Below are 24,628 nucleotides of genomic sequence, written 5' to 3' on the forward strand. Positions count from 1 at the left end.
GGAGAGGATCATGACGACTATCGCATTCATCGGCACAGGTATCATGGGTAAACCGATGGCCGAAAACCTGCAAAAAGCAGGGCATCAACTGGTGTTTTCTGATCATTACAACGAAGCACCGGCAGATCTGGTCGCGAATGGCGCTCAGGTGGTGCATTCACCCAAAGCAGCGACAGAATTAGCGGATTACATCATCCTGATGGTGCCGAATACGCCGCAGGTCGAAGAAGTGCTGTTCGCAGAAAACGGTGTTGCTGCAGCCCTGGACGCCAGCAAAACTGTGATTGATATGAGTTCAATCTCGCCAATTGAAACAAAAACCTTCGCTGCCAAAGTCAAAGAAACCGGTGCGGAATATCTGGATGCACCTGTCTCGGGTGGTGAAGTGGGCGCAATCAACGCAACGCTGACTATCATGGTAGGCGGAAGTGAAGAAGCCTTTGCTCAGGCAAAACCGCTGTTCGATGTGATGGGTCAGAACATCAATCTGGTGGGGGATAACGGTGCAGGTCAGGTCTGTAAAGTGGCGAACCAGATCATTGTTGCGCTGAACATTGAAGCGGTTGCTGAAGCACTGGTCTTTGCCTCGAAAGCCGGTGCTGATCCGGCCCGTGTCCGTGAAGCGCTGTTGGGTGGTTTTGCAAACTCAAAAGTGCTGGAAGTTCACGGTGAACGTATGGTGAAAGGAACTTTTGAACCAGGTTTCCGTATTCAGCTGCATCAGAAAGACCTGAAACTGGCACTGACTGGTGCTGAAGCACTGGGTGTGTCACTGCCGAATACCCGTTCTGCACAGAACCTGTTTGACGCCTGTGTCCAGCTGGGCGGTGAAGGCTGGGATCACTCGGCAATGATCCGTGCCATTGAAGAACTGGCGAATCACAGTATCCGTCAGTAATTTGCTGAATGACGGCACTTGGGTGACCGTCCCGGGGCGCAGCGACGGCTGTGGCTGCGTTCCGAACTTTTTGTCACATAACAGTTTTTGAGTCTCCTTTGGTTATGTGGTCCCGAAACCGCGGGTTGGATAAAAAGGAGTCGGCTGCTTGTCAGAGGTGGCTCGGCCGGCTCCGACCAGTTCCGAAAAAATGTGGGTGACAGTGACGGTTTCGGGTTTTTTCCCCTGGTGATCATACCGGGAGCAACTATGACGTGGAGCAAAACATGCACATGGAAACGCATGCATTTCTGACTGCACTGTTTAATCGTGCAGTAAAACAGGCCCTCCCCGGTGAGACCTTAAAGCAATTTCTGCCAGAAGATAAAACAGGCAAGGCCGTGGTGATTGGTGCCGGGAAGGCAGCAGCCTCAATGGCCAGAGCACTGGAAAGTGTCTGGGAAGGTGAGCTGGAAGGTTTGGTCGTGACCCGTTACGGGCATACAACTGAATGTCAGCAAATTGAAGTCATCGAAGCGGCGCATCCGGTGCCGGACGATGCCGGGCGTGAAGTTGCAGAGCGGATCTTAAGTCTCGTTGAAGGACTGGATGAGAACGATCTGGTGATTTGTCTGCTGTCTGGTGGTGGCTCAGCCTTATTAAGCTTGCCTGCTCCCGGCATCACGTTCTCGCAGAAGCAGCAGATTAATAAAGCGCTGCTGAAATCAGGGGCTGCCATTGATGAGATGAATTGTGTTCGTAAACACCTGTCGGCTATTAAAGGCGGACGTCTGGCAAAAGCGGTCGCACCCGCCAGGTTGATCACGCTGGCTATCTCAGATGTGCCGGGTGACGAAGCGACTGTGATTGCATCAGGTCCGACGGTAGCTGACCCAACCACAAGTAAAGATGCGCTCGAAATTCTGAGCCGTTATCAGGTCAGTGTGCCCGATAGTGTGACCGACTGGCTGCACAGCCCGGAATCTGAAACGGTTAAACCGGGAGACGTCTGCCTGGCCCGTGCTTCTTTTGCGCTGATTGCCAGCCCGCAGCTGTCGCTGGAAGCGGCAGCCGATGAGGCGGGTCACTGGGGAATACCGGCACATATTCTGAGTGACTGCATTGAGGGTGAATCTCGTGACGTGGCGAAAGTACACGCGGCACTGGCAAAGCAAATTGCCGAGCGTGAACAGCCGTTCAGCGCGCCCTGTGTGCTGCTGTCGGGCGGGGAAACCACGGTGACTGTTCGCGGGGAAGGCCGGGGAGGGCGAAACAGTGAGTTCCTGCTCAGCCTGTATCATGAGTTGCAGGGGCATCCGCAAATTTATGCGCTGGCGGCTGATACCGACGGAATTGATGGTGTGGAAGACAATGCCGGTGCGGTGTTAAATCCTCAAAGTTACCATCAGGGACAAGCATTAGAGCTCAATAGTCAGGATTATCTGGATAACAATGATGGATACACTTTCTTTAAACAATTGGATTCATTGTTAACTACAGGTCCCACATTAACGAATGTGAATGATTTTCGCGCCATCCTGATTCTTCCGAAGGAAGAATAAAGTAAGAAATTGACTCCTTGAGTTCAGTTGTAAGAGGCAACGGTAGGCACAGTTTTCTTTGTCCTTGGAGACTGTGTGCCCTTTGGGAATAGTGTCAGCGGCACTATTCCTTTTTTTATGTCTGAAATTGGCTGTCTACCTTCTGGACTCCTCTGCACTTCAGATCGCAATATCAGTCAGTACGAACTTTTGATATTGGCATGAAAAAACTTAACGATTGCTAAAATCATATTGGGATATGTATACAATATTGGATGTTTTCTCTGTGTGGTTTTATAGCGGACAAACCGTCCGAAGAAAGTCTGATTGCAGGAAAAGAGTATCCAGAACAGGGACAAGCAGGTAGGTGGGAGCGTGCAGCAGCGACTTTATACAATACCGAACTGAACGAGAAGGCTGCATGCCCCACTGAAGAAAGTATAAGGCATGCATTTATTGTATACAATATTGTTTTGTAAATTAATTTGTATTGTTCTCAATTTATCGTCGTTTCAATACGACATCAGAAAACACGGCGTGTAAGTCACTGCTGATCGCTTCATCATCCAGAGCCAGTTTCGCGTTGATATGACCCAGGTGGTTACGCATCAGTGCGACAGCCTTTTCTTTTTCACCAGCCTCAATGGCATCCAGCAGCTGATTATGTTCATCAAATGAACACTGACCACGGTTTCCGACTTCATAAAGCGCGATGATTAATGATGTCTGTGAAACGATGCTGCGCTGGAAAGAAAGCAGAGGCGGGTTGTTCGCCATCGTGGCAAGCTGGATATGGAATTCACCGGACAAACGAATACCACGGCCGACATCACCCTGATCAAAAGCAGCATGCTCTTCTTCGACCAGTTTACGCAGGGTTGCGACTTGTTCACTGGTGGCGTGTTCAACTGCAAGTTCAGTGATGGCCAGTTCCAGCACTTCACGTGCTTTCAGAACTTGTCTGGCTTCTTCTACATTCGGTGCTGCGACCACCGCACCACGGTTCGGGCGAATTTTGACAATTTGCTCGACTGAAAGGCGCAGCAATGCACGGCGAATAATGGTCCGGCTGACACCAAAGATCTCACCCAGAGCTTCTTCATTGAGTTTTGTGTTCGGTGGCAGACGCTGTTCCAGAATGGCGTCAAAAATGTGGCCATAAACAATATCGTCCTGAGTTTGTGCCATATTCTCAGGAAGGGACTTCTTTAGCGTCGACTTCTTTTTCACTGGCGTGGTCACTACTTCTCTCCTAAAGCTTCTCCAGCTGCTTCGTTATTGTATGCAATTGGAGGTAAAAAGCGAAATAACTTTTCAGAGTAAAATAAATATGAAAAGTAAGTATGAGTGCCAGCGGAATGTCAATCAGGGAGTGCCATAAACCAGAGGTATAGCACTCCACGGTTCACTGCTGTGGTGGGCTATCGGGCCGTCAGATTGTCAGTTGCGAAAATGTCGGCAAAATGAGGATAAACCTTTGAGGCGGTTTCCTGAATAAATTCAACGGGCATATCATCAAAACAACCGTGATATTTTACATACTCCATGTGTTTGCTGCCATCATTTGTCGCGGATTGCAAAATGGCATCATGATGGCCGTCAAATGCCAGCGGCTCAACATTGAACTTGTTACATAATTCTTTGTTAAACACGGGTGTTGCTTTCACCCATTTTTCATTCAGCAAGACTTCCGCATAGCCATGCAAGGCAAAATAATCGGTACCGAGCCATTCGACGAGCGCTGGCGTTGATAGGTGGTTGATCACATCAGCCAGTCCCAGGCGGGCCGGGATACCGTGCAAGCGGCAAAGCGCGACCATCAGTGCAGCTTTGGGGATACAATAGGCCTGGTTGTTTTGCAAACAGTAGCTGGCTTTCAAACTGGGTAAGCCATCCTTGAGTGTGTAGGGATTGTAAACAATCTCATCCCGGACCAGATTATAAATGCTGATCGCTTTTTCGACGGGTGTCGAACCTGTGACCTGACGACTGAACGCCTGAATGTCCGGGTGGAAGAAATCAAAGTATTCCGTTGCTGCTAAATGTGCTGCCGTGCTCATTGATCTTGATGTCCTTTCTGTTATTAGACTTTTAGATTAGAGCCTTAACTCTATTGTGGCGAATCCACGCATAGTTTTTTATCTCAATGCTTGAACTGATTCACACTCACCACTGCTTGATCTTCGTGGTACCAGATCTGATGATTAAGGTAATCGCGAGGTAAATACCATGGCATTGAAACAGCGGATGAACCGCACCCTCCAATTATGGCTCAATGATTTGTCGGACCGTGTCTCGACAAATGCAGTGCAATGGCAAGCCGGGCTCGGTGATTTCCTTGAATCCGGGTTGCCGCCTGCCCCAAGCGATTTGGTGATCGCGACCCTGAATGGTCTGATGGGGGACGGGCTGGCAGAGCGGCGAAGCCGTCTGGCTCAAACGATGGCATTCAGCAGTCAGATGATGCGCCTGAACCTGGATCCTGTGGCGCTTGCCGGGCAGTTGAAGGCACCTCAGCCGCGACTGGTGATTTGTGTTCATGGCTGGTGTATGAACGACAGCCAGTGGCAGCGGAAGTCACATGACCACGGAAGAGCGCTGGCTAAGTTTGGTTACACACCTGTTTATCTTCGCTATAACACCGGCAGGCATGTTTCAATAAACGGGGAAGAGTTTGCGCTGATGCTGGAGCAGCTGGTCGATATCTGGCCCTGTGAAGTGAAAGAGATTGTGTTGATTGCTCACAGCATGGGCGGGCTTGTCAGTCGCAGTGCCTGTTTTTATGCAAACCGGCATCAGGTGAAATGGATTCAGAAACTGGCCACTTTGATCACATTGGGCACACCGCACAACGGAGCTCCGCTGGCGCAGATGGCCCATTGGGTTGAAGAGCGTACTGCCGCGGTCCCTTATCTTCAGCCGTTTGCAACACTGGCCAGAATGCGAAGTGCCGGGAGTAAAGATCTTTGTCATGGGGCGATTCATCATGCGGCCTGGGAACGTCGTGTTCCGGATACAGGACAGCTTCGTCCACCGTTGCCAGATGGTGTCGCCTGCTTTGCGATCGCTGGCTGTCTTCGCAAGAATGTGCAGGATGCACGAAGCCGCCGGTTAGGTGACGGGCTGGTGCCGGTTGCCAGCGCACTGGGTGAAGCAACCGAACACCATCTGTCTTTAGAGTTTCCAGTGCAAAATCAATGGGTGTGTGGTGGTATGAATCATATGGGCTTGCTGACCGATCCCGGTGTTGCCCGTCGGGTGCAAGGCTGGGTGCTTGCTAATAGTCATTAATACGCATATCGATGAAATCATTTTGTAGTCATGATTGAATCTGTTTATCCATGAAAAAAAATTGCCGTCATCAGTCATGGAATGATTTGAGTGCCGCAGAGCGAGTGTCTATAAAGCCCTCATCTTAGGTATACAGACGGACACGCCATGGATTTTGAAGCCATGATTGACACACTGCACACGCAAGGCTGGTGTGTATGGGATGACTTTCTTTCGGTCACTGAAGTGGATGCGTTGTATCAGTGCCTGCCATCTGAGTGGTCTCAGGCGGGGATCGGACGTCAGGATGATCATGCACTGCTACATACTGTGCGCAGTGACAAGATCCATTGGTTGTCGGAAGATATGGGTCAGCCGGTCCGGGATTATCTGGAAAAGATGGAAATGATTCGCCAGGCTGCGAACCGATATCTTTATCTGGGGCTGTTCGAATATGAAGCACATTTTGCTAAATATGAGCCGGGCGATTTTTATCTGAAGCACCGGGACAGTTTTCGTGGCCGGGCGAACCGTAAACTGACCACTGTTTTCTACCTCAATCCGGAGGACTGGCAAGAGTCCGATGGGGGGGAACTGGTGATGTATCAGGATGACGACAGTTATTTAACACGACTGACACCCAAAGGGGGGCGGCTGGTGGTGTTCTTATCAGAAGATTTCCCGCACGAAGTATTACCCGCGAATCGTCAGCGATTCAGTATTGCTGGCTGGTTCAGGCTCAATGGCGTCAGTCACGGTACGCTGGATATTGCGCTGTAAACATCAATCAAGCCTGAGTGCAGAGATCGCAGCATAGAGATCGGCGTCAGGCTCCTGTAGTATGCTTTCTTGATTCTGATTCAACGAAGGATATATCCATGCAAGACGACGACATCATGACAGGCGAAATGCTGGTGGAAGCTGTCGAAAACCAGTTGGCCGACGGTAACCCGATCAAGGTGAAAGAGACTTTGATGCGTCTGGTGATGACCGGGACTCCAAGAGAAGAAGCGATTGAGATGATTGCTTGCGCCCTGTCTGTCGAAGTATTCGATGTTGCCAAAAACGATGGCGAGTTCAATCTCAAGCGATACTCAGAGCATCTGGATGCTTTACCTGAGATGCCCTGGGAAGACGACGTTTAAATTTCTGTAAAGCCTCGTCATCGTACGCCACCTTCGGGTGGCGTTGTTGTTTTTTATCCCGCTTTTCTGCCTTCCTTAGTCAAATATTTCAGTTTTAGCTGGCGCACACCCCAAAATATTGGAATTTTATTCCGCCTTTTTCTGAACGGCAGCACGACTGCATTTATTTAGGATGTTAATATTATCAGTAAAGTTAAAAATTCTGATTTTGTGGAGTTATTTGGACTTTAAGGCCAGTTTTTAGTCTTGAATCCAGTGATAGGGCCTGTAATGGGTGCTATTTTTGACCTTTTGTTGTGTGATGTAAGTCATAAACAGGATGAAATGCTGTATTGATAGATTTGATTGGTTTCATTTGTTGGTTTTTGGTTAAAAAACGGTGACACATTTCAATTGGATTCCATTATTGTCTTCACAACCTCTGACAAGCAGCAAGGAAACGAACATGATTATTGGTGTACCTAAGGAAATTAAAGTTCATGAATACCGCGTGGGTATGGTGCCGGCTTCCGTGAGTGAAGCGGTTGCACACGGTCACACGGTCTACGTTGAAACTCAGGCGGGTGTCGGTATCGGTTTCAGCGATCAGGACTACATTGATGCTGGTGCGAAGATTCTGCCAACAGCTGCTGATGTTTTTGCTGAAGCAGAAATGATTGTGAAGGTAAAAGAGCCTCAGGCTGTTGAGCGTGCAATGCTGCGTGAAGGTCAGATTCTGTTTACTTACCTGCACCTGGCACCAGACCCAGAGCAGACACATGATCTGGTGAACAGCAAAGCGGTCTGTATCGCTTACGAAACTGTGACAGATGAAGCTGGCCGTCTGCCACTGCTGGCACCGATGTCTGAAGTTGCTGGTCGTATGTCAATCCAGGCAGGTGCTTTTGCTCTGGAAAAATCTCGTGGCGGTTGCGGCATGCTGCTGGCCGGTGTCCCGGGTGTTGAGCCTGCGAAAGTTGTTGTGATCGGCGGTGGTGTTGTTGGTGCAAACGCAGCACAAATGGCTGTTGGTCTGCGTGCAAATGTTGTTGTGCTGGATCGCAGTATCGATGTTCTGCGTAAACTGGATGCTCAGTTTGAAGGCAAAGTACAGTGTGTTTACTCGACGAAAGACGCGATTGAGAAACACGTACTGGAAGCGGATCTGGTCATCGGTGGTGTTCTGGTTGCAGGTGCTGCTGCTCCGAAACTGGTTACCGCTGAAATGGTGAAAAAGATGAAGCCAGGTTCTGCGATTGTCGACGTTGCGATTGACCAGGGTGGCTGTGTTGAGACTTCTCACGCGACAACTCACAGTGATCCAACCTTTATCGTTGACGATGTGGTTCACTACTGTGTTGCGAACATGCCAGGTGCCGTTGCGCGTACTTCAACTTTCGCACTGAACAACGTGACTCTGCCATATATCCTGAAACTGGCAAACAAAGGTTATAAAGCAGCGCTGAAAGAAGACAAACATCTGCTGAACGGCCTGAATGTTTACCGTGGTCAAATCACTTGCCACGAAGTGTCTACTGCTCTGGATCTGCCATATGTAGATGCCGCAGAAGTACTGGCATAAGCTTGCTTTTGAGCGAATGAAACGAATCCCTGCTTCGGCAGGGATTTTTTTTGCTTTGTGTTGGTGATGAACGCAGCTGAAATTGACCGGGCAGCGAATCTCACAGAATCTCTTCATTTCAACCTCATGTCTCTGCGTTGTTTTATTTGCCTTAAATAAGCTCACTATATTCATCATTGCTGGCTATGCAGAGACGCCTTCATGTGAATCACTTTGGTTATGTCTGTCTTCGTGATGATGTGAATGGTGGATTGAGATTCTGTCGGAATAAATCTGACATCTGATACCGGATAGAAAGTACAGGCAAAGATGGGATAGTGTCGACCTGTCGAAATAATCAGACAAATAAATCCGGCTTTCTATTCAGAATGAATGGCGCTGAAGTGAAAAATGGGATCAATCTATCAGGAATGATCATGAAAGCAGGAATTGATATTTCTCTGACAATGAAAATGGCCTTTATGAGAATATAAAGGCCAAGATAAAAGTTGGTCAGATTGTTTAAATCATGCGCGAGCGTAGATAACGCTGCCACCTTTAATTGTATCGATGATTTCTTTGGATAGATTTTTCGGCAGAGCAGGGCAACCCCAACTGCGTCCTAAATAACCATGACGACGAATGAAGTCTTCCGTTGCATAGGGGGCGCCGTGAACCACAATATAACGGCGGCGTGCATTATCGTTCTTGCCTTTCGTCAGACCATCCAGGCGCAGTGAGTAACCGTTCCCGCCAAAATAAGTGGTATCTGTGAGAAAGGTGCCCAGTGACGTCTGACGTGAATTCACAATGTTTGAGAAGTGTTTGGCAACAACACCACCACTGTTCACACCGTGGGTGACATACGTGTGGAACAGGAGTCGGTTGTTTTTTAAATCAATGACAAAAAAACGTTTTTCTGTAGAAGGTTTGCTGTAGTCAATAATGGTCAGCAGCTGTTTTTTACGTCCTTTTGTATTGTAATATTCGTTATATCCATTTTGAAAGACATCGTAATCCAGCTTTCCTTTCAAACCTGCTTCTTCGTACACATGCTGAATTAAAATGTCAGGATTTTTGTTCTGCTGTATTTGTTGTTTTACGGGTCCCTGAATTGTGCTGGCTGATGCATATTGCGGGAGATAACAAAAAATTAAAATGAATAGGTAGATGGCTTGTTTCATTTCCTTGATTACACTCTTCTAATTCGTTTATGCCAAAGACAAAGCGACTCTACCATAGGATTTGAATTTTTTTAGCCCTCTTATCACTAGTTTTACGTCAAAACTTTTCAAGCTGTTTTGCGGTTAAATTCTCAAAATTGATACATTTATTAATACAAAACAGTAAATTAAAATATGAACAGTGTTTAATGAAAAATTAAATCCATCCCTGGTAGTAATATTTCATTTTTAACAAATTACTACCTCTTCCAGGAATAATGTCCTGTTTTGGAAAGAGAAAAGAAGTCGTGACTAGGAAAAAGCAGAAAAATTATGTGAATGCACTGTTTGTTTGAATTTTGAGCTTAATATCGCATTTTTTTGTTGGCCCAGAACGATTCGGGTTAAAAAATAAACAAATCTTCAGGCGTAAAAAAGCGGGCATGTGTGCCCGCTTTATTGAGCAGAATCTTTCTTCGGTTACTGGACACTACAAACAGTGTCCCAGCTGCCGTCACTGCCCGGTACTGAGTTGGTCCACCATTTTGCCTGATAGACAACACCGTTGTAGATAATCTTGTCTCCGCTTGCCGCATGGCTTGGGTTTCCTTCCCAGTCCGTTTGTGGCCAGTTCGGGTAAGTGTTGATGCCTGTGGTGACACAGTCACCAGGATTTCCGTCACCACCTCCGGTATCACCACCGCCATTGTTCAGATCAGCCAATGGCAGCTCCGGATGTTCAAAGGCCAGCGCATAATCTGTGTTATTCACACGGACGGTGTAATTCGCAGGACCTGAGATTGGCAGGAAGTAGTTGAGCGTCAGATCAAAGCTCTCGTTGTTACCGAGCTGCTTCCAGCTTGGCAGGCTGAAAGAGACACGGTGGAAGCTGCCATCCAGGCCACCCACATTGTCACCACGGCTATGGCCGGAAGCGATGACTGTGAGATTTGCACCGGATTGATCCGACATATTGTCCGGGGTGGAAGTCGGAATATCGAACTGGAATTCCGTGCCACCCGGCAATGCCACACCGGTCTTGTTCGTCACAGTCATGGTTGGGTTCAGCGGATAGTTCTGATCACCGACTTTGAAACCGGAAACGCCAACTTCAACATTCACAGCGGATGTTGGAATCGCGCCTTCAGCGACGGTATTACCGTAAGGTGTCGCACTGGCAAACTTGTCGTAAATGGCTTTGGTCATGGTGTGACCCATGTGGTATTCACCATTGCCTGTCTTACAAGCGTTTTCGCTTTCATCAACTGTGGTGCGGTTACCGTTGGCATCCAGGTTGTAGCAGTTGTAGTCACCTGCCAGTTCCCAGAACATGATCCCACCAATGCCCTGATCGACAACATAGTTTGCTTTGGTGTTAATTGACTCTTTATCTTCGGTTGACAGGAAAACTTTCTTCTCGGCGTTCCACAACCAAGGTGCGACAGACACGCTGTCGTAATGACGGCTATAGGTACCACGCAGAACATCATCCGGATCGTTGACCGGATCAAGGCCATAAGCCGCCGTATAGCTACCATAAATGCCGTTCGCAAGGTTCATGGCATGCCACATTGGGTTGGAGCCTGCACCCATTTCTTTGCCGTTGGCGTCTTTGTCATGCCACATGTTGTCAATGCCGGTTGCACCAAAGCCACACTTGCTGGTACCGGCGCCGGTTCCTGCAGGGCAGTCACTCTGGTTTGGCAGTTCAGCCCGGCCCCACAGGCCATTGGTACCGCCTGTGACCCCTTGCCAGCCACGGGTATAGTAAGGTACACCAATGTTAATCCGGCCAGCAGGCATAGAGCCACGGAAGTAATGGTATGCCCAGTCGGTATTCAGATAACCGGTCTTCTTGTACTGTGCCGTACCATAGACATTCCCCGCCTGGAGTTCAGCATCCAGACCACTGTCGTACAGTGAAGCATTGTGACCGACAAATTCGTTCCACGCACCGTGCAGGTCGTAGCTCATGATGTTGACATAGTCGAGGTATTTGGTAACCGCCATGGTCTCCATGCCGCGCAGCAGATAGCCGGATGAAGGCGCTGCGATCGTCAGCATGTAGTGATGGCCATCCTGAGCACTGGCCTGGTCAAGTTTCTCACGCAGTACTTTCATCAGCTCATGATAGGACTTCATCAGGTGAGGGCGCATTGCATCAGAATAAGCGAAGTCATCCGGGTTACCGGCACCTTGCATGCTGGTAGGATATTCATAGTCAATATCCAGACCATCAAACTTGTACTGACGCATCATCGCAACAGCTGAGTCAGCGAAGGTCTGGATACCCTGATGATTGATGCTGCCGTCAGCGTTTGTGGTCATGGTATAGAAACCACCGTCTGCAACCCGGTTCCCGTTATCATCAAAGTGACCGCCCGTTTCAGCCCATCCGCCGATGGAAATCAGCGTTTTGACACCATGTTTAATTTTGGCTGTTGCCAAGGCACCGAAGTGGCCTTTAAAACCCAGCGCCGGGTCAATTTCGACCTCTGGCCATTCTTTACCGACTGCCGGGTTATTGGGATCGTTGACATTACCGACATTCACTTTGCCGTCAGAACCAATACTGACAAAGGCATAGTTAATGTGCGTCAGGTTTTCCCATGGGATATCGCTGACGAGGTAGCTGTTTTGCGGATCACCGCTGCTGCGCCAGCTGGTGAAGTAACCAATAACGCGTCGCGCATGGTCGGCGCCCATCTTTTCGCGGCCGTCCTGATCATACACAGTACAGTAGGGGACTGTGACACCCGGCGTCTGGTATAAACCATCCGGACGACAATTTGTTGCAGCCTGCGTCTGGAAACTCAGCATACAGGCTGCACTGAGAGCAGCCAGCGCAAAGCCATGCTTCGCATGCTTGCGCTTTTGTTTCATCGTTAACATCTATGGTTCCTTAACAAAAAATTAAAAAATAAAATAAGTGACAGACTTATGTTTAGTCGTGAAATAACTATAGGTTTTTTCTTGTTATTCCGAGTTTAATTGTTCGGATATTGGTCAATGATCACACAAATTTGGCCAGATTCTGTAACATATTCACCATTACTTTGCGTGGGCAAACAAATTGTCTGGTTGGTTTTTAGGCAGAAATAAGCTGTTTGATCAGGGAATTAGGAATGCTTCATGTATACAAAATGTTATGGTGTCGGTTATAACTGCTGACTTCTTCGGGCTGATTAGGAATGAATATGGATATCACATTGTTCCACGCGTCACTGTTACTCTTCACAGGGTTTCTTGCCGGTATCATCAATACCCTGGCTGGTGGCGGGTCGAACCTGACGCTGCCTGCATTGATGGTGATGGGGATGCCTGCTGAAGTGGCAAATGCGACCAACCGGTTAGGTGTCGTTTTACAGGCAATCACGGCCGTTTTCGGATTCCGCCGGCATGGAAAACTGGAGTTCAGCGATGCAGGGCCAATCATACTTCCCACGGTCATTGGCGGGTTGATTGGAGCCGGTGCTGCTGCATATGCTCCTTCTGAGTGGATCAAGCCTTTGCTGTTGGGCACGATGCTGCTGATGGCGCTGATCATTTTGGTGAAGCCGAGTGTGGTTGCACCTGAGCCCGGGACCATTGCCAGGAAAGTGGCAGAAACGCCAAGCTCCTGGTGGGGATTGGGGATTGCGGGTTTTTACGGCGGGTTTGTCCAGGCGGGAGTCGGTTTTGTGCTTCTAGCTGCGCTTGCCGGAACGCTGCGCTACGATCTGGTCAGAGCGAACGCACTGAAGATGCTGTGTACATTGATGTTCACGATTGTCGCTCTGGCTTTGTTTATTTATGAAGGACTGGTTTTGTGGCTTCCCGGGCTTGTACTTGCGGCAGGAACAATTCTCGGAACTCACCTTGCTGTGAAGTTTGCGATTCATGCCAGTGCGAAAACATTGAAGTGGTTTTTATTTTTAATGACGCTCAGCGGCTGTATTGCAGCAATGCTAAATTAAAATTTCTGGTTAATTTATTTAATTTTATTTGTTAATAAAATTAACAATAATATATTGAAATTTACTCTTCTCATTGCAAATGCATTGAACTGAATATTATTCAACGCATTACACATTTACTCTGTTTTTCTGATTTAAAAACCGTGATTAGCCATACTTTAAATATGGTTAATTGCGATTTTTTTGTCTGAATGGTCACACTTTAAGCAAGATTTCAAATGCTAGATCTAATGTTTCATTTTTAGTGAGTGTTAACTCAGAAGTGAAAGTGGCAAAATATTTCAAATGTAACAATCTGTGAGGAGGTGTGTCCGACGCTGGGTGTGGCGTACGAATAAGCCTGATCGTTTGGTTAACCAGTGAGCGTTTATAAAGCGTACCACTGATTAGTCAGGGGGTTACCTTATTAGACTCCGGACGCAGCAACTGCGTATTGATTCAGATCAAAATAATAACTCATGTAGTCGTTCGATCTGTGCTTGTGACTTTTTGAATGACGACTTTTGCCCAAAAAGCTGAGAGAGAACATGAAAACCTCAAGATATAAGAATATCTTGTCGGGTGGCTTTGTATTTTTTATGAGCCTATTCCTGTCAGGATGTCAATTTGCGCTGCTTGATCCAAAAGGTCGGATCGGTGTTGCAGAAAAAGATTTGATAATCACATCTTTGTTACTGATGCTGATTGTCGTTATTCCGGTTATTTTGATGACGTTCTACTTTGCGTTTAAGTATCGTGAATCAAACACCGGCGAAACATATACGCCAGAGTGGTCTCACTCAACCAAGATTGAGCTGGTTGTGTGGACTGTGCCAATTATTATTATTGCCATTTTAGGCACGATTACCTGGCGTTCTACTCACGCACTTGATCCAAGACAGCCGATTGAAAGTACAGTGGAGCCGATGAAAATCGAAGTCGTTTCTCTGGACTGGAAATGGCTGTTTATCTATCCGGATCAAAACATTGCGACCATCAACGAAGTGGCATTCCCGAAAGGTGTCCCAGTTGAGTTCCATGTCACCTCAAACAGCGTCATGAACTCGTTCTTCATTCCACAGCTTGGCAGTCAGATTTACGCCATGACCGGTATGCTGAACAAATTGCATCTGATTGCTGATGAAGCTGGTGTTTTCGATGGTATTTCAGCGGGCTATAGCGGTCACGGCTTCTCTGGCATGAAGTTTAAAGCGCTGGCATTGGAAGATCAGGCAACCTTCGACGAGTGGGTGCAAAAAGTTCAGGCATCTGACAATCAGATGAAGACCCTGAGTGACTTCCAGACCATCGCGAAGCCAAGTGAGAACGTGCCAGTGAGTTATTACTCACATGTGCCTTCTGACATGTTGCTTACCATCCTGAATCAGTTTGAAGGTTCGCTGACGTGTACGATCACGCCGGAATTTTCTGCTGAGCAAACATTCTAGGACATATTATGTTTGGACGATTAACACTGGACGCCATTCCTTTCCATGAGCCAATCCTCATGGTGACGCTGGCGATCGTATTGCTGGGCGGTGCCGCCCTGGTAGGCGGCATTACCTATCTGGGTAAATGGCGCTACCTCTGGACAGAGTGGTTCACTACTGTCGATCACAAAAAAATTGGTGTGATGTACATCATCGTCGCGTTTGTGATGATGCTGCGTGGTTTTGCGGATGCCATCATGATGCGGAGCCAGCAAGTGCTGTCTGCCGCGGGTGAGACCGGCTACCTGCCGCCACATCACTATGATCAGGTCTTCTCTGCACACGGCGTGATCATGATTTTCTTCATGGCGATGCCGTTTATCATCGGCCTGATGAACATCGTGATTCCACTACAGATTGGTGCACGTGACGTTGCTTTCCCATTCCTGAACTCCCTGAGCTTCTGGCTGTTCGTTGTGGGTGTGGTACTGATCAACATGTCTCTGTTTGTGGGTGAGTTTGCTCAAACGGGCTGGCTGGCGTATCCGCCGCTGTCGGGTAAAGAGTACAGTCCTGGGGTCGGGGTCGATTACTGGATCTGGGCATTGCAGATATCCGGGATCGGTACGACTCTGTCAGGTGTGAACTTCTTCACCACCATCATGCGTCTGCGTACACCGTCGATGCCAATGATGAAGATGCCTGTATTCACCTGGGCATCCCTGTGTGCAAACATTCTGATCATTATTTCGTTCCCAATCCTGACCGTGACCATTGCGCTGCTGACGCTGGATCGTTACCTGGGCACGCACTTCTTCACCGTAGATATGGGTGGCGACATGATGATGTACGTCAATCTGATCTGGGCGTGGGGTCACCCGGAAGTATACATTCTGGTGCTGCCGGTCTTCGGTGTGTTCTCTGAAGTGGTTGCGACCTTCTCGCGGAAGAAGCTGTTCGGTTATACCTCTCTGGTGTGGGCAACTGGTGTCATCACCTTCCTGGCCTTCATCGTATGGCTGCACCACTTCTTCACGATGGGTGCAAGTGCGAACGTGAATGCCTTCTTCGGGATTGCCACCATGGTGATTTCGATCCCGACAGGGGTGAAGATCTTTAACTGGCTGTTCACCATGTACCGTGGCCGGATTAAGTTCACGACGCCTATGCTGTGGACCATCGGTTTCATGTTCACCTTTACCATTGGTGGGATGACCGGCGTTCTGCTGGCAGTGCCTGCAGCGAACTTTGTGCTGCACAACAGTCTGTTCCTGATTGCGCACTTCCATAACGTGATTATCGGCGGTGTGGTCTTCGGCTGCTTTGCAGGCTTTGCATACTGGTTCCCGAAAGCGACTGGCTACAAGCTGGACGAGAAATGGGGTGTTCGTGCCTTCTGGTTCTGGATCATCGGTTTCTTCGTTGCATTCATGCCGCTGTACGTCCTGGGCTTCATGGGCATGACCCGTCGTCTGAGCCAGCATATTGAACCACAGTATTTCCCGATGCTGGCCGTTGCTGCCTGCGGTGCGGTGCTGATTCTGTGCGGTATTCTGTGTCAGATCATGCAGCTGTACGTCACTTTCCGTGACCGTGAAGCTCTGCGTGATGTCACCGGTGACCCGTGGGATGCCCGTACGCTGGAGTGGGCGACCTCGTCTCCGCCACCGTTCTACAACTTTGCTAAACTGCCTGAAGGTAACGAACTGGATGCATTCTGGTATCAGAAAGAACGTGGTGAAACGAATCAGCCTGTGAAATATGAACCTATTCATATGCCGAAAAACACAGGGACAGGTGTCATCATCTCTGCATACGCACTGCTGTTTGGTTTTGGTCTGATCTGGTACATCTGGTGGCTGGTTGCAGTCGGTCTGGTGGGTATGATCGGCGCATGGATCAAGCACAGCTTCAACGACGATGTGGACTACTACGTCACAGTTGAAGAAGTGAAAGCGATTGAGGAAGCCCATAAAGCACGTGTTGCTGGTGCGACCACGACACCAACATCGAAAGACGACGAAGACGAGATGGAGGTCGACTATGCACACTAATGCGGTTGATCATCACGAGCACGACGAACACCATCACGACATCGGTGAAACCAAGCAGCTAGGCTTCTGGATTTACCTGATGAGCGACTGCATTCTGTTCGCAACGCTCTTTGCTACCTATGCCGTGTTGTGTGGCAATACGGCTGGTGGTCCGAGTGGCAAGCATATTTTTGAGCTGCCGTTTGTATTTACTGAAACCATGATGCTGCTGTTCAGCAGTATCACTTTCGGCTTCGGTATGATCGCGATGAAACGCAAAGACATTGCGGGTCTGAAGCGCTGGATGTACGTGACCTTCCTGCTGGGCTTTGGTTTCCTGGCCATGGAAGTGTATGAGTTCCATCACCTGATTGAAGAAGGCTTCGGCCCGGATCGCAGCGCGTTCCTGTCTGCATTCTTCACACTGGTCGGAACCCACGGTCTGCACGTGACTGCCGGTATGATCTGGATGGTTGTGTGTCTGATTCAACTGAATACCAAAGGCCTGAACGACGTGATGGAAACCCGTTTCCATTGTCTGAGTATGTTCTGGCACTTCCTGGATATCGTTTGGATCTGCGTATTCACCATCGTGTACCTGCTGGGAGTATTGTAATGGCGAAGCAAGAGCATCAAACCGGTTACGGTGATTACATTAAAGGGTTTATTGCGTCACTGATTCTGACCATTATTCCTTTTTACTTCGCAGCAACCAAAAGCCTGCCAACCACAACAACCGTTGCGATTCTGCTGGTGTGTGCTGTGGTTCAGCTGGTGGTGCATCTGGTGTACTTCCTGCACATGGATCGCTCTGAACAGGGACTGTGGAACTCCATGTCCTTTATCTTCACAGCGATTATCGTGCTGATTCTGATTGCCGGTTCCATCTGGATCATGGTCAATCTGCACGTGAACATGCTGCTGTAAGCCGGATGACGATATGATCAAAGGATATATTTCCATTACCAAACCTGGGATCATCATCGGTAACCTCATCTCTGTGTTGGCCGGATATTTTCTGGCTGCGAAAACGGAGGGGCTCGACGGGCCCCTCCTGATTTACACATTGCTGGGCGTTGCGTTTGTGATTGCTTCCGGTTGCGTGATCAACAATATTTTTGACCGGGATATCGATCAGAAGATGTCTCGCACCCAGAGCCGTTTACTGGCGAAAGGGGAAATCAATGCAGATGCTGCGTTTATATACGCCATCGTGCTGCTTCTGTCTGGTACTGCAGTGCTGTATCAGCAGGCGAATCCGTTGTCTGCCGTAGTGGTTCTACTGGGATTCGTGTTTTACGTGTTCTTTTACACCATGTGGTATAAGCGGAACTCAGTGTACGGTACGTTAGTGGGCAGTGTGTCCGGTGCGGTACCGCCATTAGTGGGTTATCTGGCTGTCACAAATTACATCAGCCTGGAAGCTATTTTGCTGTTTTCGATGTTTTGCCTGTGGCAAATGCCGCACTCGTACGCGATTGCGATGTTCCGCATGCAGGACTATAAAAATGCCGGCATTCCGGTTCTGCCGGTTGTGGAAGGCATTCATAAAGCCCGTCGTCATATGATGGCTTATGTCGTGGCTTTTACAGTTGTTGCTCTGGCCATGTTCGGACTGGGTTACAGCGGTTATGAATATTTACTGGTGACGTCGGGTGTCTGCCTGTGGTGGTGCGTCGTCACATTCCGTTCTCTGAATGAGAACAACTTTGTACAGTGGTCAAAATCAGTATTCAAGACATCACTGTTTGTAGTGACCGGCATCAGCTGTGTGCTGGGACTGGAGTTAATTCCGTTCGTTTGACAGCAAACGAATCACTGCATGTACCGATTCAACACTCTCTTGGCTAACAACTTTAATTAGCTACTTTTATTACGGTTTTGGTTTTTCCTGACTCGATACTATCTCCATCGAGTCAGTGAAAAACCATTTTTTTTGCCTGTAATTTACATTTCTATCAACTGTTATTTCACGTAACAGGCGAAGCCTTTCAGATAGAAACCTTCCGGATAGGCTGAATCCAGCGGGTGATCCGCAGCCTGACTGAATCGTTCAATGAATTGTACTTCACGTTTTGCATCCAGCGCCGCATCCGCAATGATTTTCTGGAACAGATTGCTGTCCATCAGACCAGAGCACGAGTAGGTCAGCAGTGTGCCACCCGGTTTCAGAATCTGCATCGCCAGCATGTTGATGTCTTTATAGCCCCGGCAGGCGCCAACCAGTTGTGCTTTCGACTCCGCAAACTTTGGCGGATCCATGATCACCACGTCAAATTGCTCGCCTCGCTCCCGGTATTCGCGCAGCAGTTTGAATACGTCTGCATTCACGAACTCGGCGTTTTCAACCGGCAGGCCGTTGATTTCTGCGTTTTGACGGGCTGTATCCAGCGCCGGTTGTGAGACATCCACGTTGATGACCTGATCAGCACCCCCTTTCAGGGCGTACAGGCCAAATCCGCCGGTGTAGCAGAAACAGTTCAGGACACGTTTGCCTTTCACGTACTTGATCGCTGCCTGACGGCTGTCACGCTGATCCAGGTAGAAACCTGTCTTGTGGCCGCCAACGATATCAACATTGATTTTGATGCCGTTTTCTTCAATGGTTACAACTGCAGGTGGCTCTTCGCCGTGCAGGACACCGGTACGCTGTTTCAGACCTTCCTTTTTCCGTACGGACACATCAGAGCGCTCATAAATACTGCATTCCGGATAGCAGGTTTTCAGCGCTTCAACCAGATTGTCTTTTTGTGCTTCAGCACCGGCACTCAGGAGCTGACAGACCAGAAAATCCTGATAGCGATCGATGGTGATGCCCGGCAGACCGTCAGATTCTGCTGCAATCAGACGATAGCCGGTTAAGCCGTCACGCTCTGCAAGAATGTCACGCAGGCCCTGAGCCGCCTGAAGGCGTTTCATGAAAAATTGGGTATCAATGGTATCGTTTTGATCAAAAGTCCAGACACGGACACGGATCTGCGACTGGGGAGAATAGGCGCCACGGGCAAGCCATTCGCCCTTGTGATCATAGACGTCAACGGTTTCGCCTAAACCCGGAGTGCCTTCAACACGCTGAATACCACGAGAAAAAACCCAGGGATGGCGACGGCGCAGTGATTTTTCACGCCCTTTCACCAGATAGATAGAAGCTGTCATGTTCGGACCAGAAGCTGTAAAAGAATGGGGGCGTATTATCTTGTTCGCAGGAAGGAAAATCAACCGGAAGCCAGTCTGGCAGGCAGGAATTCCGCCCTCTTTCTGAAGCAGGAGAGGGCGGCACTGTATCTGGTCAGGCTTTCACGCCGTTCATCAGAATTTCAAGTTGCTGGGCTTGCTGGTTCAGACGTTCAATATCACTGGCTGTCTGGGCAATGACATTTTTCACCTGGCGGGATTGTTCACGGACTTGTTCAACACTGCTGGCGATGCCATCGGCAACCGTGCCTTGCTGTTCAGCTGCCGCTGCGATTTCTGTACTGCGGTCTGAAATATGCTGATTCCGGTCGGCAATCTGCGTGATCTGCTGATCAACAGAATCCATCTGCGTTTCGCTTTCGCCCGCATTCGAGACTGTACTCTGCATGACGGTCATCAGCGTCCGGCTGTTTTTCTGCAAGGATTCGATCATCTGCTGAATTTCTACCGTTGCTGTCTGGGTACGGCCAGCCAGTGTACGGACTTCATCTGCAACAACGGCAAAGCCGCGCCCTTGTTCCCCGGCGCGGGCTGCTTCAATCGCAGCGTTCAGGGCCAGCAGGTTGGTTTGCTCGGAAATTGCATTGATGGTTGTGACAACAGCATCAATTTTCGCAGCATTACTGTCCAGCTCATTCACCGCTTCTGCAGCCTGGTGAATTTCACGGGTGAGCTGATTTATCGCCTGTTTGGTATCACTGACCTGAGCACGACCTTGTTCAGTCACCTCCTGCGCTTCCTGGGTCTGTTCTGAGGTGTGGTGCGCGTGTGCGGCCACTTCGCGAATTGAAGAAGCCATCTCTTCTGTCGCGCTGGCCAGAGAGTCTAAATGTTCCTGTTGTTCCACAGAAAGATGCTCGGTTTGAATACTGCGCTGGCGGAGTTCACTGCTGATTTGCTGCATCAGCGCAGTTGCCTCCTGAGTCGCCAGCACCAGCTTCTGCTCGCGGTCGGCAACTTTATCAATTGTGAGCGCAATGGTACTGAACTCGTCCCGGACTTTGAAAAAGTTCAGGCGTTGCGTGAGGTCACCTTCTGCCAGTGTATTCAGCGCTTTGTGCGTGGTGAACATTGCACCGCCAATAAAGGTCATGACGTAGTAGACCACAGCAAGTGTCAGCAGGATCACTGCAATGCCCATCGTCATCTGAAAGCCGGACAGGTAATCAAACAGGCTGGATTGATCCGTGGATATCAGGCTGTAGCTCATTCCCGGGACTGAGACGGCTTGCTCGCCACGGCCTAAGGTAATATGGGTGCCATTCAACAAAGTTGGTGCATCAATTTGAGAGACTTTCATTTCAGCGAGCAGGTTTGCTGTCGAATGAAGTTTCTGTGAAATCAATGCTTCATGCTGCTTTTCTCCGGCATCAGCTAAAATTGCACTGACAGTGATGATTCCAAACAAAGGGAGCAGGAAGAGGAGATAGAACTTTTCCTGGAGTTTGAGGTGGATGAGGTATTTATCTATCCATCTAAATGCAACTTCTTTCATGTTTTCTTCCTGAATAAATGAAGTGTTGTGGCGTCAGTGAATATTAATATTTTTATCTAATAAAACAGACTAATCTTGAGGTGATTTATGTCACAGATTTGTGTCATGGTCAGAGTGACCGGCCAAGTTCAGGGAGTGGGATTTCGTTTTCATACGGCGCATGAGGGTTTGAAAAAGGGAGTGAGCGGTTACGCAAAAAATTTACCTGACGGCAGTGTGGAAGTGCTGGCGTGCGGTAAAGCAGAGCATGTCGAAGGACTGGTCGAATGGCTGAAAATCGGTCCGAGAGCATCCCGAGTCGACAGTCTGAGCAGCGATGAGGTGGAATGGCGGGCGGTTGACGGTTTTGAAATTATTTAGCCGAAGCCCGTGGGACTCCGGCTGATATGCCAGTCCTGCTCACAGGCACTTGGCTGGTTTGGGCAATCCGGCTAACTTTGTGGCTTGCTTGGCAGGGCCTTTCGGGAAGAGTTTGAACAGATATTTTGAATTCCCTTTTTCTTCACCATATTGTTTGGCCATGGCTTTGACCAGCATTCGAATGGCTGGTGATGTATTGAATTCAAGATAGAATTCACGCACAAAATGAACAACTTCCAAATGAGCATCCGTTAATGCGACGCCTTCTTCCTGCGCCAGGACAGGCACTAATGCCGGTGTCCAGTCGCTGACATTTTTCAAATAACCCTGAGCATCGGTATCGATGACTTTACCGTCAAATTCAAGCATGGTACTTCCCGAGATTGTTTACCCGGCAAGGATAGTGATTCGACCCGGCGGGTGCAAGCATTCCGTGTGAGCCATAAAAGAAAAGCGCCCCGAAAGGCGCTTGTTCAATTCATCACTGACCGACCAGATTAGTCGTCATTCATCACGCCCAGAATTTGCAGCAGGCTGACGAACAGGTTGTAAATTGATACATACAGCGTCACAGTCGCTGAGATGTAGTTGGTCTCACCACCACGAACGATTGACTGAGTTGTCAGCAGAATCGCCGCAGAAGAGAACAGAACAAACATTGCACTGATTGCCAGCGACAGCATTGGCAGTTTCAGGAAGATGTTTGCAATCATTGCCACAACAATCGCAATGAAACCAGCCAGCAGCATGCCGCCCAGGAAAGACAGGTCACGCTTCGTCGTCAGCGCATATGCAGAACAGGCCATGAAGGTGACTGCGGTACCGCCGAGCGCCAGAACAATCATGTCACCCAGACCGGCACTGACATACATGTTCAGAATCGGACCCAGGGTATAACCCATGAAGCCGGTCAGCGCGAAGGTAAATACCAGACCCAGACCATTGTTACGGTTTTTCTCAGTCAGGAACAGCAGGCCATAAAAGCCAACCAGTGTAATGATAAAGCCAGGGTGCGGCAGGTTCATTACCATGGCAGCACCAGCAACGACAGCTGACCACAGTAAAGTCAGTGACAGCAGGAAGTACGTGTTACGCAAAACCTTGTTGGTTGACAGTACGCCTTCGTAGCCATTGCTACGGACAATACGATCGTTCATATAATCTTCCCCTCAGGGTTAGTGTTGAAATCTACTCTGCCTTATATGGCGACAATTTCATGGAATTTCAATAGTAACCGATTGAAATTTTAAAGCGAAATTGAAAAAAACATTTTCAGACAATTGGGTTAATCATACTGGAGGTCTTGTGAATCCCTAAGTTAAAGATGTAACAGTATGTTACAAGTTTGACCGTCGTCAGGGCTGACCTGTTTTCATTCAGGTGTCAACGGATTGGCGGGGCGTAATGCAGGCCGCCCTGTGTCCAGAGGTTATTCTGTGCCCGCTGTATATGGAGCGGAGAATGTACGCCAACGGTACGCTCAAAGCACTCGCCATAGTTGCCGACCTGTTTGATAATCTGATATGCCCAGTCAGAATTGAGACCCAGACTTTTTCCCTGCGTGCCATTTAAGCCTAAGAAACGGCGGACTGCCGGGACATCACTGTTTTTCATTTCATCAATATTCTGAGAATTAATCCCCATTTCCTCAGCGTTGAGCATGGCGTTCAGCGTCCACTTCACGATATTGAACCACTGATCATCGCCCTGACGGACAACCGGACCAAGGGGCTCCTTAGAGATGATGTCAGGCAGGATCTCGGCATTTTCAGATTTTTTAAGATTCAGTCTTAAGCCGTACAGCCCGGACTGATCCGCAGTCAGTACGTCACAGCGGCCTGTTTCAAATCCATCAATTGTTTCTTTGGCCGTATCGAACGGCACCAGCGTATATGTCAGATGATTAAGCTTGAAGTAATCTTCAAGATTCAGCTCAGTCGTCGTCCCGGATTGGACACAGATGGTGGCGCCGGATAAATCTTTTGCGGTATTGGCGTTTAATGACTTCCTCACCATGAACCCCTGACCGTCAAAATAAAGAATACCGGCGAAATTCAGGGCGAGTGCAGTGTCGCGCTGGAGTGTCCAGGTTGTATTGCGGGAGAGAATATCAATGTCACCGTTCTGCAGCGCTTTAAAACGCTCGCGTGCGTTGAGCGGAATGAACTTCACTTTGTTTTTATCGCCTAATGTGGCTGCTGCGAGGGCCTGACAAAATTCAACATCTAATCCATGCCATTCGCCTTTTTGATTTGGCATGGAAAACCCTGGTAAACCGGTGCTCACGCCACATTCCAGATATCCCTTTTCCTGAATATTTTTCAGCGTGGGAGAAAAGCTGATTTGTTTGCTGAGCCTTTCTCTGAGCGTATTCACTTCCTTTTCAAGTTCGTCTGCCCGTTCTGCATCCAGACTCATATTTGATCCTGCGGGTTGCGCATCCAATTGTTGTTCGAGCATGTCGATTTTATTTTGGAGTGCTTTGATTAACGCTTTATCCTGAGCGCTCTCCCGGTCACATCCCGTGAAAAGCAGCAGGCACAAGGTCCCCACCAGACAAGTCTGAATCATCTTTGCCATAACGTGTCCTTCTGATAATGCTGTCTGAATCGGCACGCCTGACATTGCAAACAGCGCATTAACA

General features: G+C 48.7%; 22 protein-coding genes. 13 read left to right on the plus strand and 9 right to left on the minus strand.

All coding sequences use genetic code 11. From position 1 onward, the window contains the following. Positions 1-10 precede the first annotated feature (10 nt). Both L4174_RS06820 and L4174_RS06825 read left to right on the plus strand, forming a co-directional pair. Positions 11-898 (plus strand): 2-hydroxy-3-oxopropionate reductase, encoded by an 888-nt coding sequence (locus L4174_RS06820; protein ID WP_248139789.1) that lies wholly within the window; start codon positions 11-13, stop codon positions 896-898. Between the two features lie 266 nt (positions 899-1,164). Next, complete coding sequence (locus tag L4174_RS06825) at positions 1,165-2,439, plus strand: glycerate kinase (protein ID WP_248139790.1); 1,275 nt, start codon at positions 1,165-1,167, stop codon at positions 2,437-2,439. Between the two features lie 480 nt (positions 2,440-2,919). On the opposite strand, the gene L4174_RS06830 is transcribed toward L4174_RS06825, so the two are convergent. Next, positions 2,920-3,606, minus strand: a complete 687-nt coding sequence (locus tag L4174_RS06830) for a GntR family transcriptional regulator (RefSeq protein ID WP_248141621.1) — start codon at positions 3,604-3,606, stop codon at positions 2,920-2,922. 233 nt (positions 3,607-3,839) lie between these two features. Then, complete coding sequence (locus L4174_RS06835; RefSeq protein WP_248139791.1) at positions 3,840-4,478, minus strand: transglutaminase family protein; 639 nt, start codon at positions 4,476-4,478, stop codon at positions 3,840-3,842. 169 nt (positions 4,479-4,647) lie between these two features. On the opposite strand from L4174_RS06835, the gene L4174_RS06840 reads away from it, so the two are divergent. From L4174_RS06840 to ald, 4 genes are all read left to right on the plus strand, one after another. Beyond that, positions 4,648-5,709 carry a triacylglycerol lipase gene (locus L4174_RS06840; RefSeq protein WP_248139792.1) on the plus strand — a complete coding sequence of 354 codons (1,062 nt, stop codon included), beginning with the start codon at positions 4,648-4,650 and terminating at the stop codon, positions 5,707-5,709. Between the two features lie 147 nt (positions 5,710-5,856). Further along, a complete protein-coding gene (locus L4174_RS06845) occupies positions 5,857-6,468 on the plus strand; it encodes a 2OG-Fe(II) oxygenase (RefSeq protein ID WP_248139793.1) in 612 nt (203 codons plus the stop codon). A 98-nt stretch (positions 6,469-6,566) separates the two neighbouring features. Then, positions 6,567-6,833 carry a hypothetical protein gene (locus L4174_RS06850; protein WP_248139794.1) on the plus strand — a complete coding sequence of 89 codons (267 nt, stop codon included), beginning with the start codon at positions 6,567-6,569 and terminating at the stop codon, positions 6,831-6,833. A gap of 445 nt (positions 6,834-7,278) precedes the next feature. Next, the gene (ald, locus tag L4174_RS06855) at positions 7,279-8,394 is read left to right on the plus strand and encodes an alanine dehydrogenase (RefSeq protein WP_248139795.1); all 1,116 of its coding nucleotides are present in this window, start codon (positions 7,279-7,281) and stop codon (positions 8,392-8,394) included. Positions 8,395-8,900: 506 nt separating this feature from the next. On the opposite strand, the gene L4174_RS06860 is transcribed toward ald, so the two are convergent. Continuing rightward, positions 8,901-9,557 (minus strand): murein L,D-transpeptidase catalytic domain family protein, encoded by a 657-nt coding sequence (locus L4174_RS06860; RefSeq protein ID WP_248139796.1) that lies wholly within the window; start codon positions 9,555-9,557, stop codon positions 8,901-8,903. A gap of 459 nt (positions 9,558-10,016) precedes the next feature. Continuing rightward, on the minus strand, positions 10,017-12,428 hold the full coding sequence (locus tag L4174_RS06865) for a chitinase C-terminal domain-containing protein (RefSeq protein ID WP_371929383.1): 2,412 nt from the start codon (positions 12,426-12,428) through the stop codon (positions 10,017-10,019). A gap of 305 nt (positions 12,429-12,733) precedes the next feature. Here L4174_RS06865 and L4174_RS06870 point away from each other — a divergent pair, with 305 nt between their 5' ends. The 6 genes from L4174_RS06870 (at position 12,734) to cyoE (ending at position 18,738) form a co-directional block, all read left to right on the plus strand. Then, the gene (locus L4174_RS06870; RefSeq protein WP_248139797.1) at positions 12,734-13,492 is read left to right on the plus strand and encodes a sulfite exporter TauE/SafE family protein; all 759 of its coding nucleotides are present in this window, start codon (positions 12,734-12,736) and stop codon (positions 13,490-13,492) included. Between the two features lie 527 nt (positions 13,493-14,019). Beyond that, a complete protein-coding gene (cyoA, locus tag L4174_RS06875) occupies positions 14,020-14,919 on the plus strand; it encodes a ubiquinol oxidase subunit II (RefSeq protein ID WP_248139798.1) in 900 nt (299 codons plus the stop codon). An 8-nt stretch (positions 14,920-14,927) separates the two neighbouring features. Further along, positions 14,928-16,955, plus strand: coding sequence for a cytochrome o ubiquinol oxidase subunit I (gene cyoB, locus L4174_RS06880; protein WP_248139799.1), 2,028 nt, complete (start codon positions 14,928-14,930; stop codon positions 16,953-16,955). Continuing rightward, positions 16,945-17,550 (plus strand): cytochrome o ubiquinol oxidase subunit III, encoded by a 606-nt coding sequence (cyoC, locus tag L4174_RS06885; protein ID WP_248139800.1) that lies wholly within the window; start codon positions 16,945-16,947, stop codon positions 17,548-17,550. The genes cyoB and cyoC overlap by 11 nt, the downstream gene beginning before the upstream one ends. Next, the gene (gene cyoD, locus L4174_RS06890; protein WP_248139801.1) at positions 17,550-17,861 is read left to right on the plus strand and encodes a cytochrome o ubiquinol oxidase subunit IV; all 312 of its coding nucleotides are present in this window, start codon (positions 17,550-17,552) and stop codon (positions 17,859-17,861) included. Before cyoC ends, cyoD begins: the two co-directional genes overlap by 1 nt. 13 nt (positions 17,862-17,874) lie before the next feature. Then, positions 17,875-18,738: a heme o synthase gene (cyoE, locus tag L4174_RS06895; RefSeq protein ID WP_248139802.1), complete on the plus strand. Its 864-nt coding sequence runs from the start codon at positions 17,875-17,877 to the stop codon at positions 18,736-18,738. Positions 18,739-18,899: 161 nt separating this feature from the next. On the opposite strand, the gene L4174_RS06900 is transcribed toward cyoE, so the two are convergent. After that, positions 18,900-20,090, minus strand: a complete 1,191-nt coding sequence (locus tag L4174_RS06900; protein ID WP_248139803.1) for a class I SAM-dependent methyltransferase — start codon at positions 20,088-20,090, stop codon at positions 18,900-18,902. A gap of 133 nt (positions 20,091-20,223) precedes the next feature. Continuing rightward, the gene (locus tag L4174_RS06905; RefSeq protein ID WP_248139804.1) at positions 20,224-21,624 is read right to left on the minus strand and encodes a methyl-accepting chemotaxis protein; all 1,401 of its coding nucleotides are present in this window, start codon (positions 21,622-21,624) and stop codon (positions 20,224-20,226) included. Positions 21,625-21,711: 87 nt separating this feature from the next. Between L4174_RS06905 and yccX the strand changes: the two genes are divergently transcribed. Then, positions 21,712-21,984 (plus strand): acylphosphatase, encoded by a 273-nt coding sequence (gene yccX, locus L4174_RS06910; protein WP_248139805.1) that lies wholly within the window; start codon positions 21,712-21,714, stop codon positions 21,982-21,984. Positions 21,985-22,023: 39 nt separating this feature from the next. Here yccX and L4174_RS06915 read toward each other — a convergent pair whose 3' ends face one another. From L4174_RS06915 to L4174_RS06925, 3 genes are all read right to left on the minus strand, one after another. Further along, positions 22,024-22,353, minus strand: coding sequence for a TusE/DsrC/DsvC family sulfur relay protein (locus L4174_RS06915; protein ID WP_248139806.1), 330 nt, complete (start codon positions 22,351-22,353; stop codon positions 22,024-22,026). Between the two features lie 128 nt (positions 22,354-22,481). Further along, on the minus strand, positions 22,482-23,141 hold the full coding sequence (locus tag L4174_RS06920) for a Bax inhibitor-1/YccA family protein (protein WP_248139807.1): 660 nt from the start codon (positions 23,139-23,141) through the stop codon (positions 22,482-22,484). Between the two features lie 226 nt (positions 23,142-23,367). After that, positions 23,368-24,564, minus strand: coding sequence for an amino acid ABC transporter substrate-binding protein (locus tag L4174_RS06925; RefSeq protein WP_248139808.1), 1,197 nt, complete (start codon positions 24,562-24,564; stop codon positions 23,368-23,370). Positions 24,565-24,628 lie beyond the last annotated feature (64 nt).

Origin of the sequence: Photobacterium sp. CCB-ST2H9 (assembly GCF_023151555.2) — a bacterium.
Taxonomy (GTDB): Bacteria; Pseudomonadota; Gammaproteobacteria; order Enterobacterales; family Vibrionaceae; genus Photobacterium.

Coding starts and splice junctions, on each gene's coding strand:
- L4174_RS06820 (WP_248139789.1), top strand. CDS start 11: ATGACGACTATCGCATTCATCGGCACAGGTATCATGGGTAAACCGATG.
- L4174_RS06825 (WP_248139790.1), top strand. CDS start 1,165: ATGCACATGGAAACGCATGCATTTCTGACTGCACTGTTTAATCGTGCA.
- L4174_RS06830 (WP_248141621.1), bottom strand. CDS start 3,606: ATGGCACAAACTCAGGACGATATTGTTTATGGCCACATTTTTGACGCC.
- L4174_RS06835 (WP_248139791.1), bottom strand. CDS start 4,478: ATGAGCACGGCAGCACATTTAGCAGCAACGGAATACTTTGATTTCTTC.
- L4174_RS06840 (WP_248139792.1), top strand. CDS start 4,648: ATGGCATTGAAACAGCGGATGAACCGCACCCTCCAATTATGGCTCAAT.
- L4174_RS06845 (WP_248139793.1), top strand. CDS start 5,857: ATGGATTTTGAAGCCATGATTGACACACTGCACACGCAAGGCTGGTGT.
- L4174_RS06850 (WP_248139794.1), top strand. CDS start 6,567: ATGCAAGACGACGACATCATGACAGGCGAAATGCTGGTGGAAGCTGTC.
- ald (WP_248139795.1), top strand. CDS start 7,279: ATGATTATTGGTGTACCTAAGGAAATTAAAGTTCATGAATACCGCGTG.
- L4174_RS06860 (WP_248139796.1), bottom strand. CDS start 9,557: ATGAAACAAGCCATCTACCTATTCATTTTAATTTTTTGTTATCTCCCG.
- L4174_RS06865 (WP_371929383.1), bottom strand. CDS start 12,428: ATGTTAACGATGAAACAAAAGCGCAAGCATGCGAAGCATGGCTTTGCG.
- L4174_RS06870 (WP_248139797.1), top strand. CDS start 12,734: ATGGATATCACATTGTTCCACGCGTCACTGTTACTCTTCACAGGGTTT.
- cyoA (WP_248139798.1), top strand. CDS start 14,020: ATGAAAACCTCAAGATATAAGAATATCTTGTCGGGTGGCTTTGTATTT.
- cyoB (WP_248139799.1), top strand. CDS start 14,928: ATGTTTGGACGATTAACACTGGACGCCATTCCTTTCCATGAGCCAATC.
- cyoC (WP_248139800.1), top strand. CDS start 16,945: ATGCACACTAATGCGGTTGATCATCACGAGCACGACGAACACCATCAC.
- cyoD (WP_248139801.1), top strand. CDS start 17,550: ATGGCGAAGCAAGAGCATCAAACCGGTTACGGTGATTACATTAAAGGG.
- cyoE (WP_248139802.1), top strand. CDS start 17,875: ATGATCAAAGGATATATTTCCATTACCAAACCTGGGATCATCATCGGT.
- L4174_RS06900 (WP_248139803.1), bottom strand. CDS start 20,090: ATGACAGCTTCTATCTATCTGGTGAAAGGGCGTGAAAAATCACTGCGC.
- L4174_RS06905 (WP_248139804.1), bottom strand. CDS start 21,624: ATGAAAGAAGTTGCATTTAGATGGATAGATAAATACCTCATCCACCTC.
- yccX (WP_248139805.1), top strand. CDS start 21,712: ATGTCACAGATTTGTGTCATGGTCAGAGTGACCGGCCAAGTTCAGGGA.
- L4174_RS06915 (WP_248139806.1), bottom strand. CDS start 22,353: ATGCTTGAATTTGACGGTAAAGTCATCGATACCGATGCTCAGGGTTAT.
- L4174_RS06920 (WP_248139807.1), bottom strand. CDS start 23,141: ATGAACGATCGTATTGTCCGTAGCAATGGCTACGAAGGCGTACTGTCA.
- L4174_RS06925 (WP_248139808.1), bottom strand. CDS start 24,564: ATGGCAAAGATGATTCAGACTTGTCTGGTGGGGACCTTGTGCCTGCTG.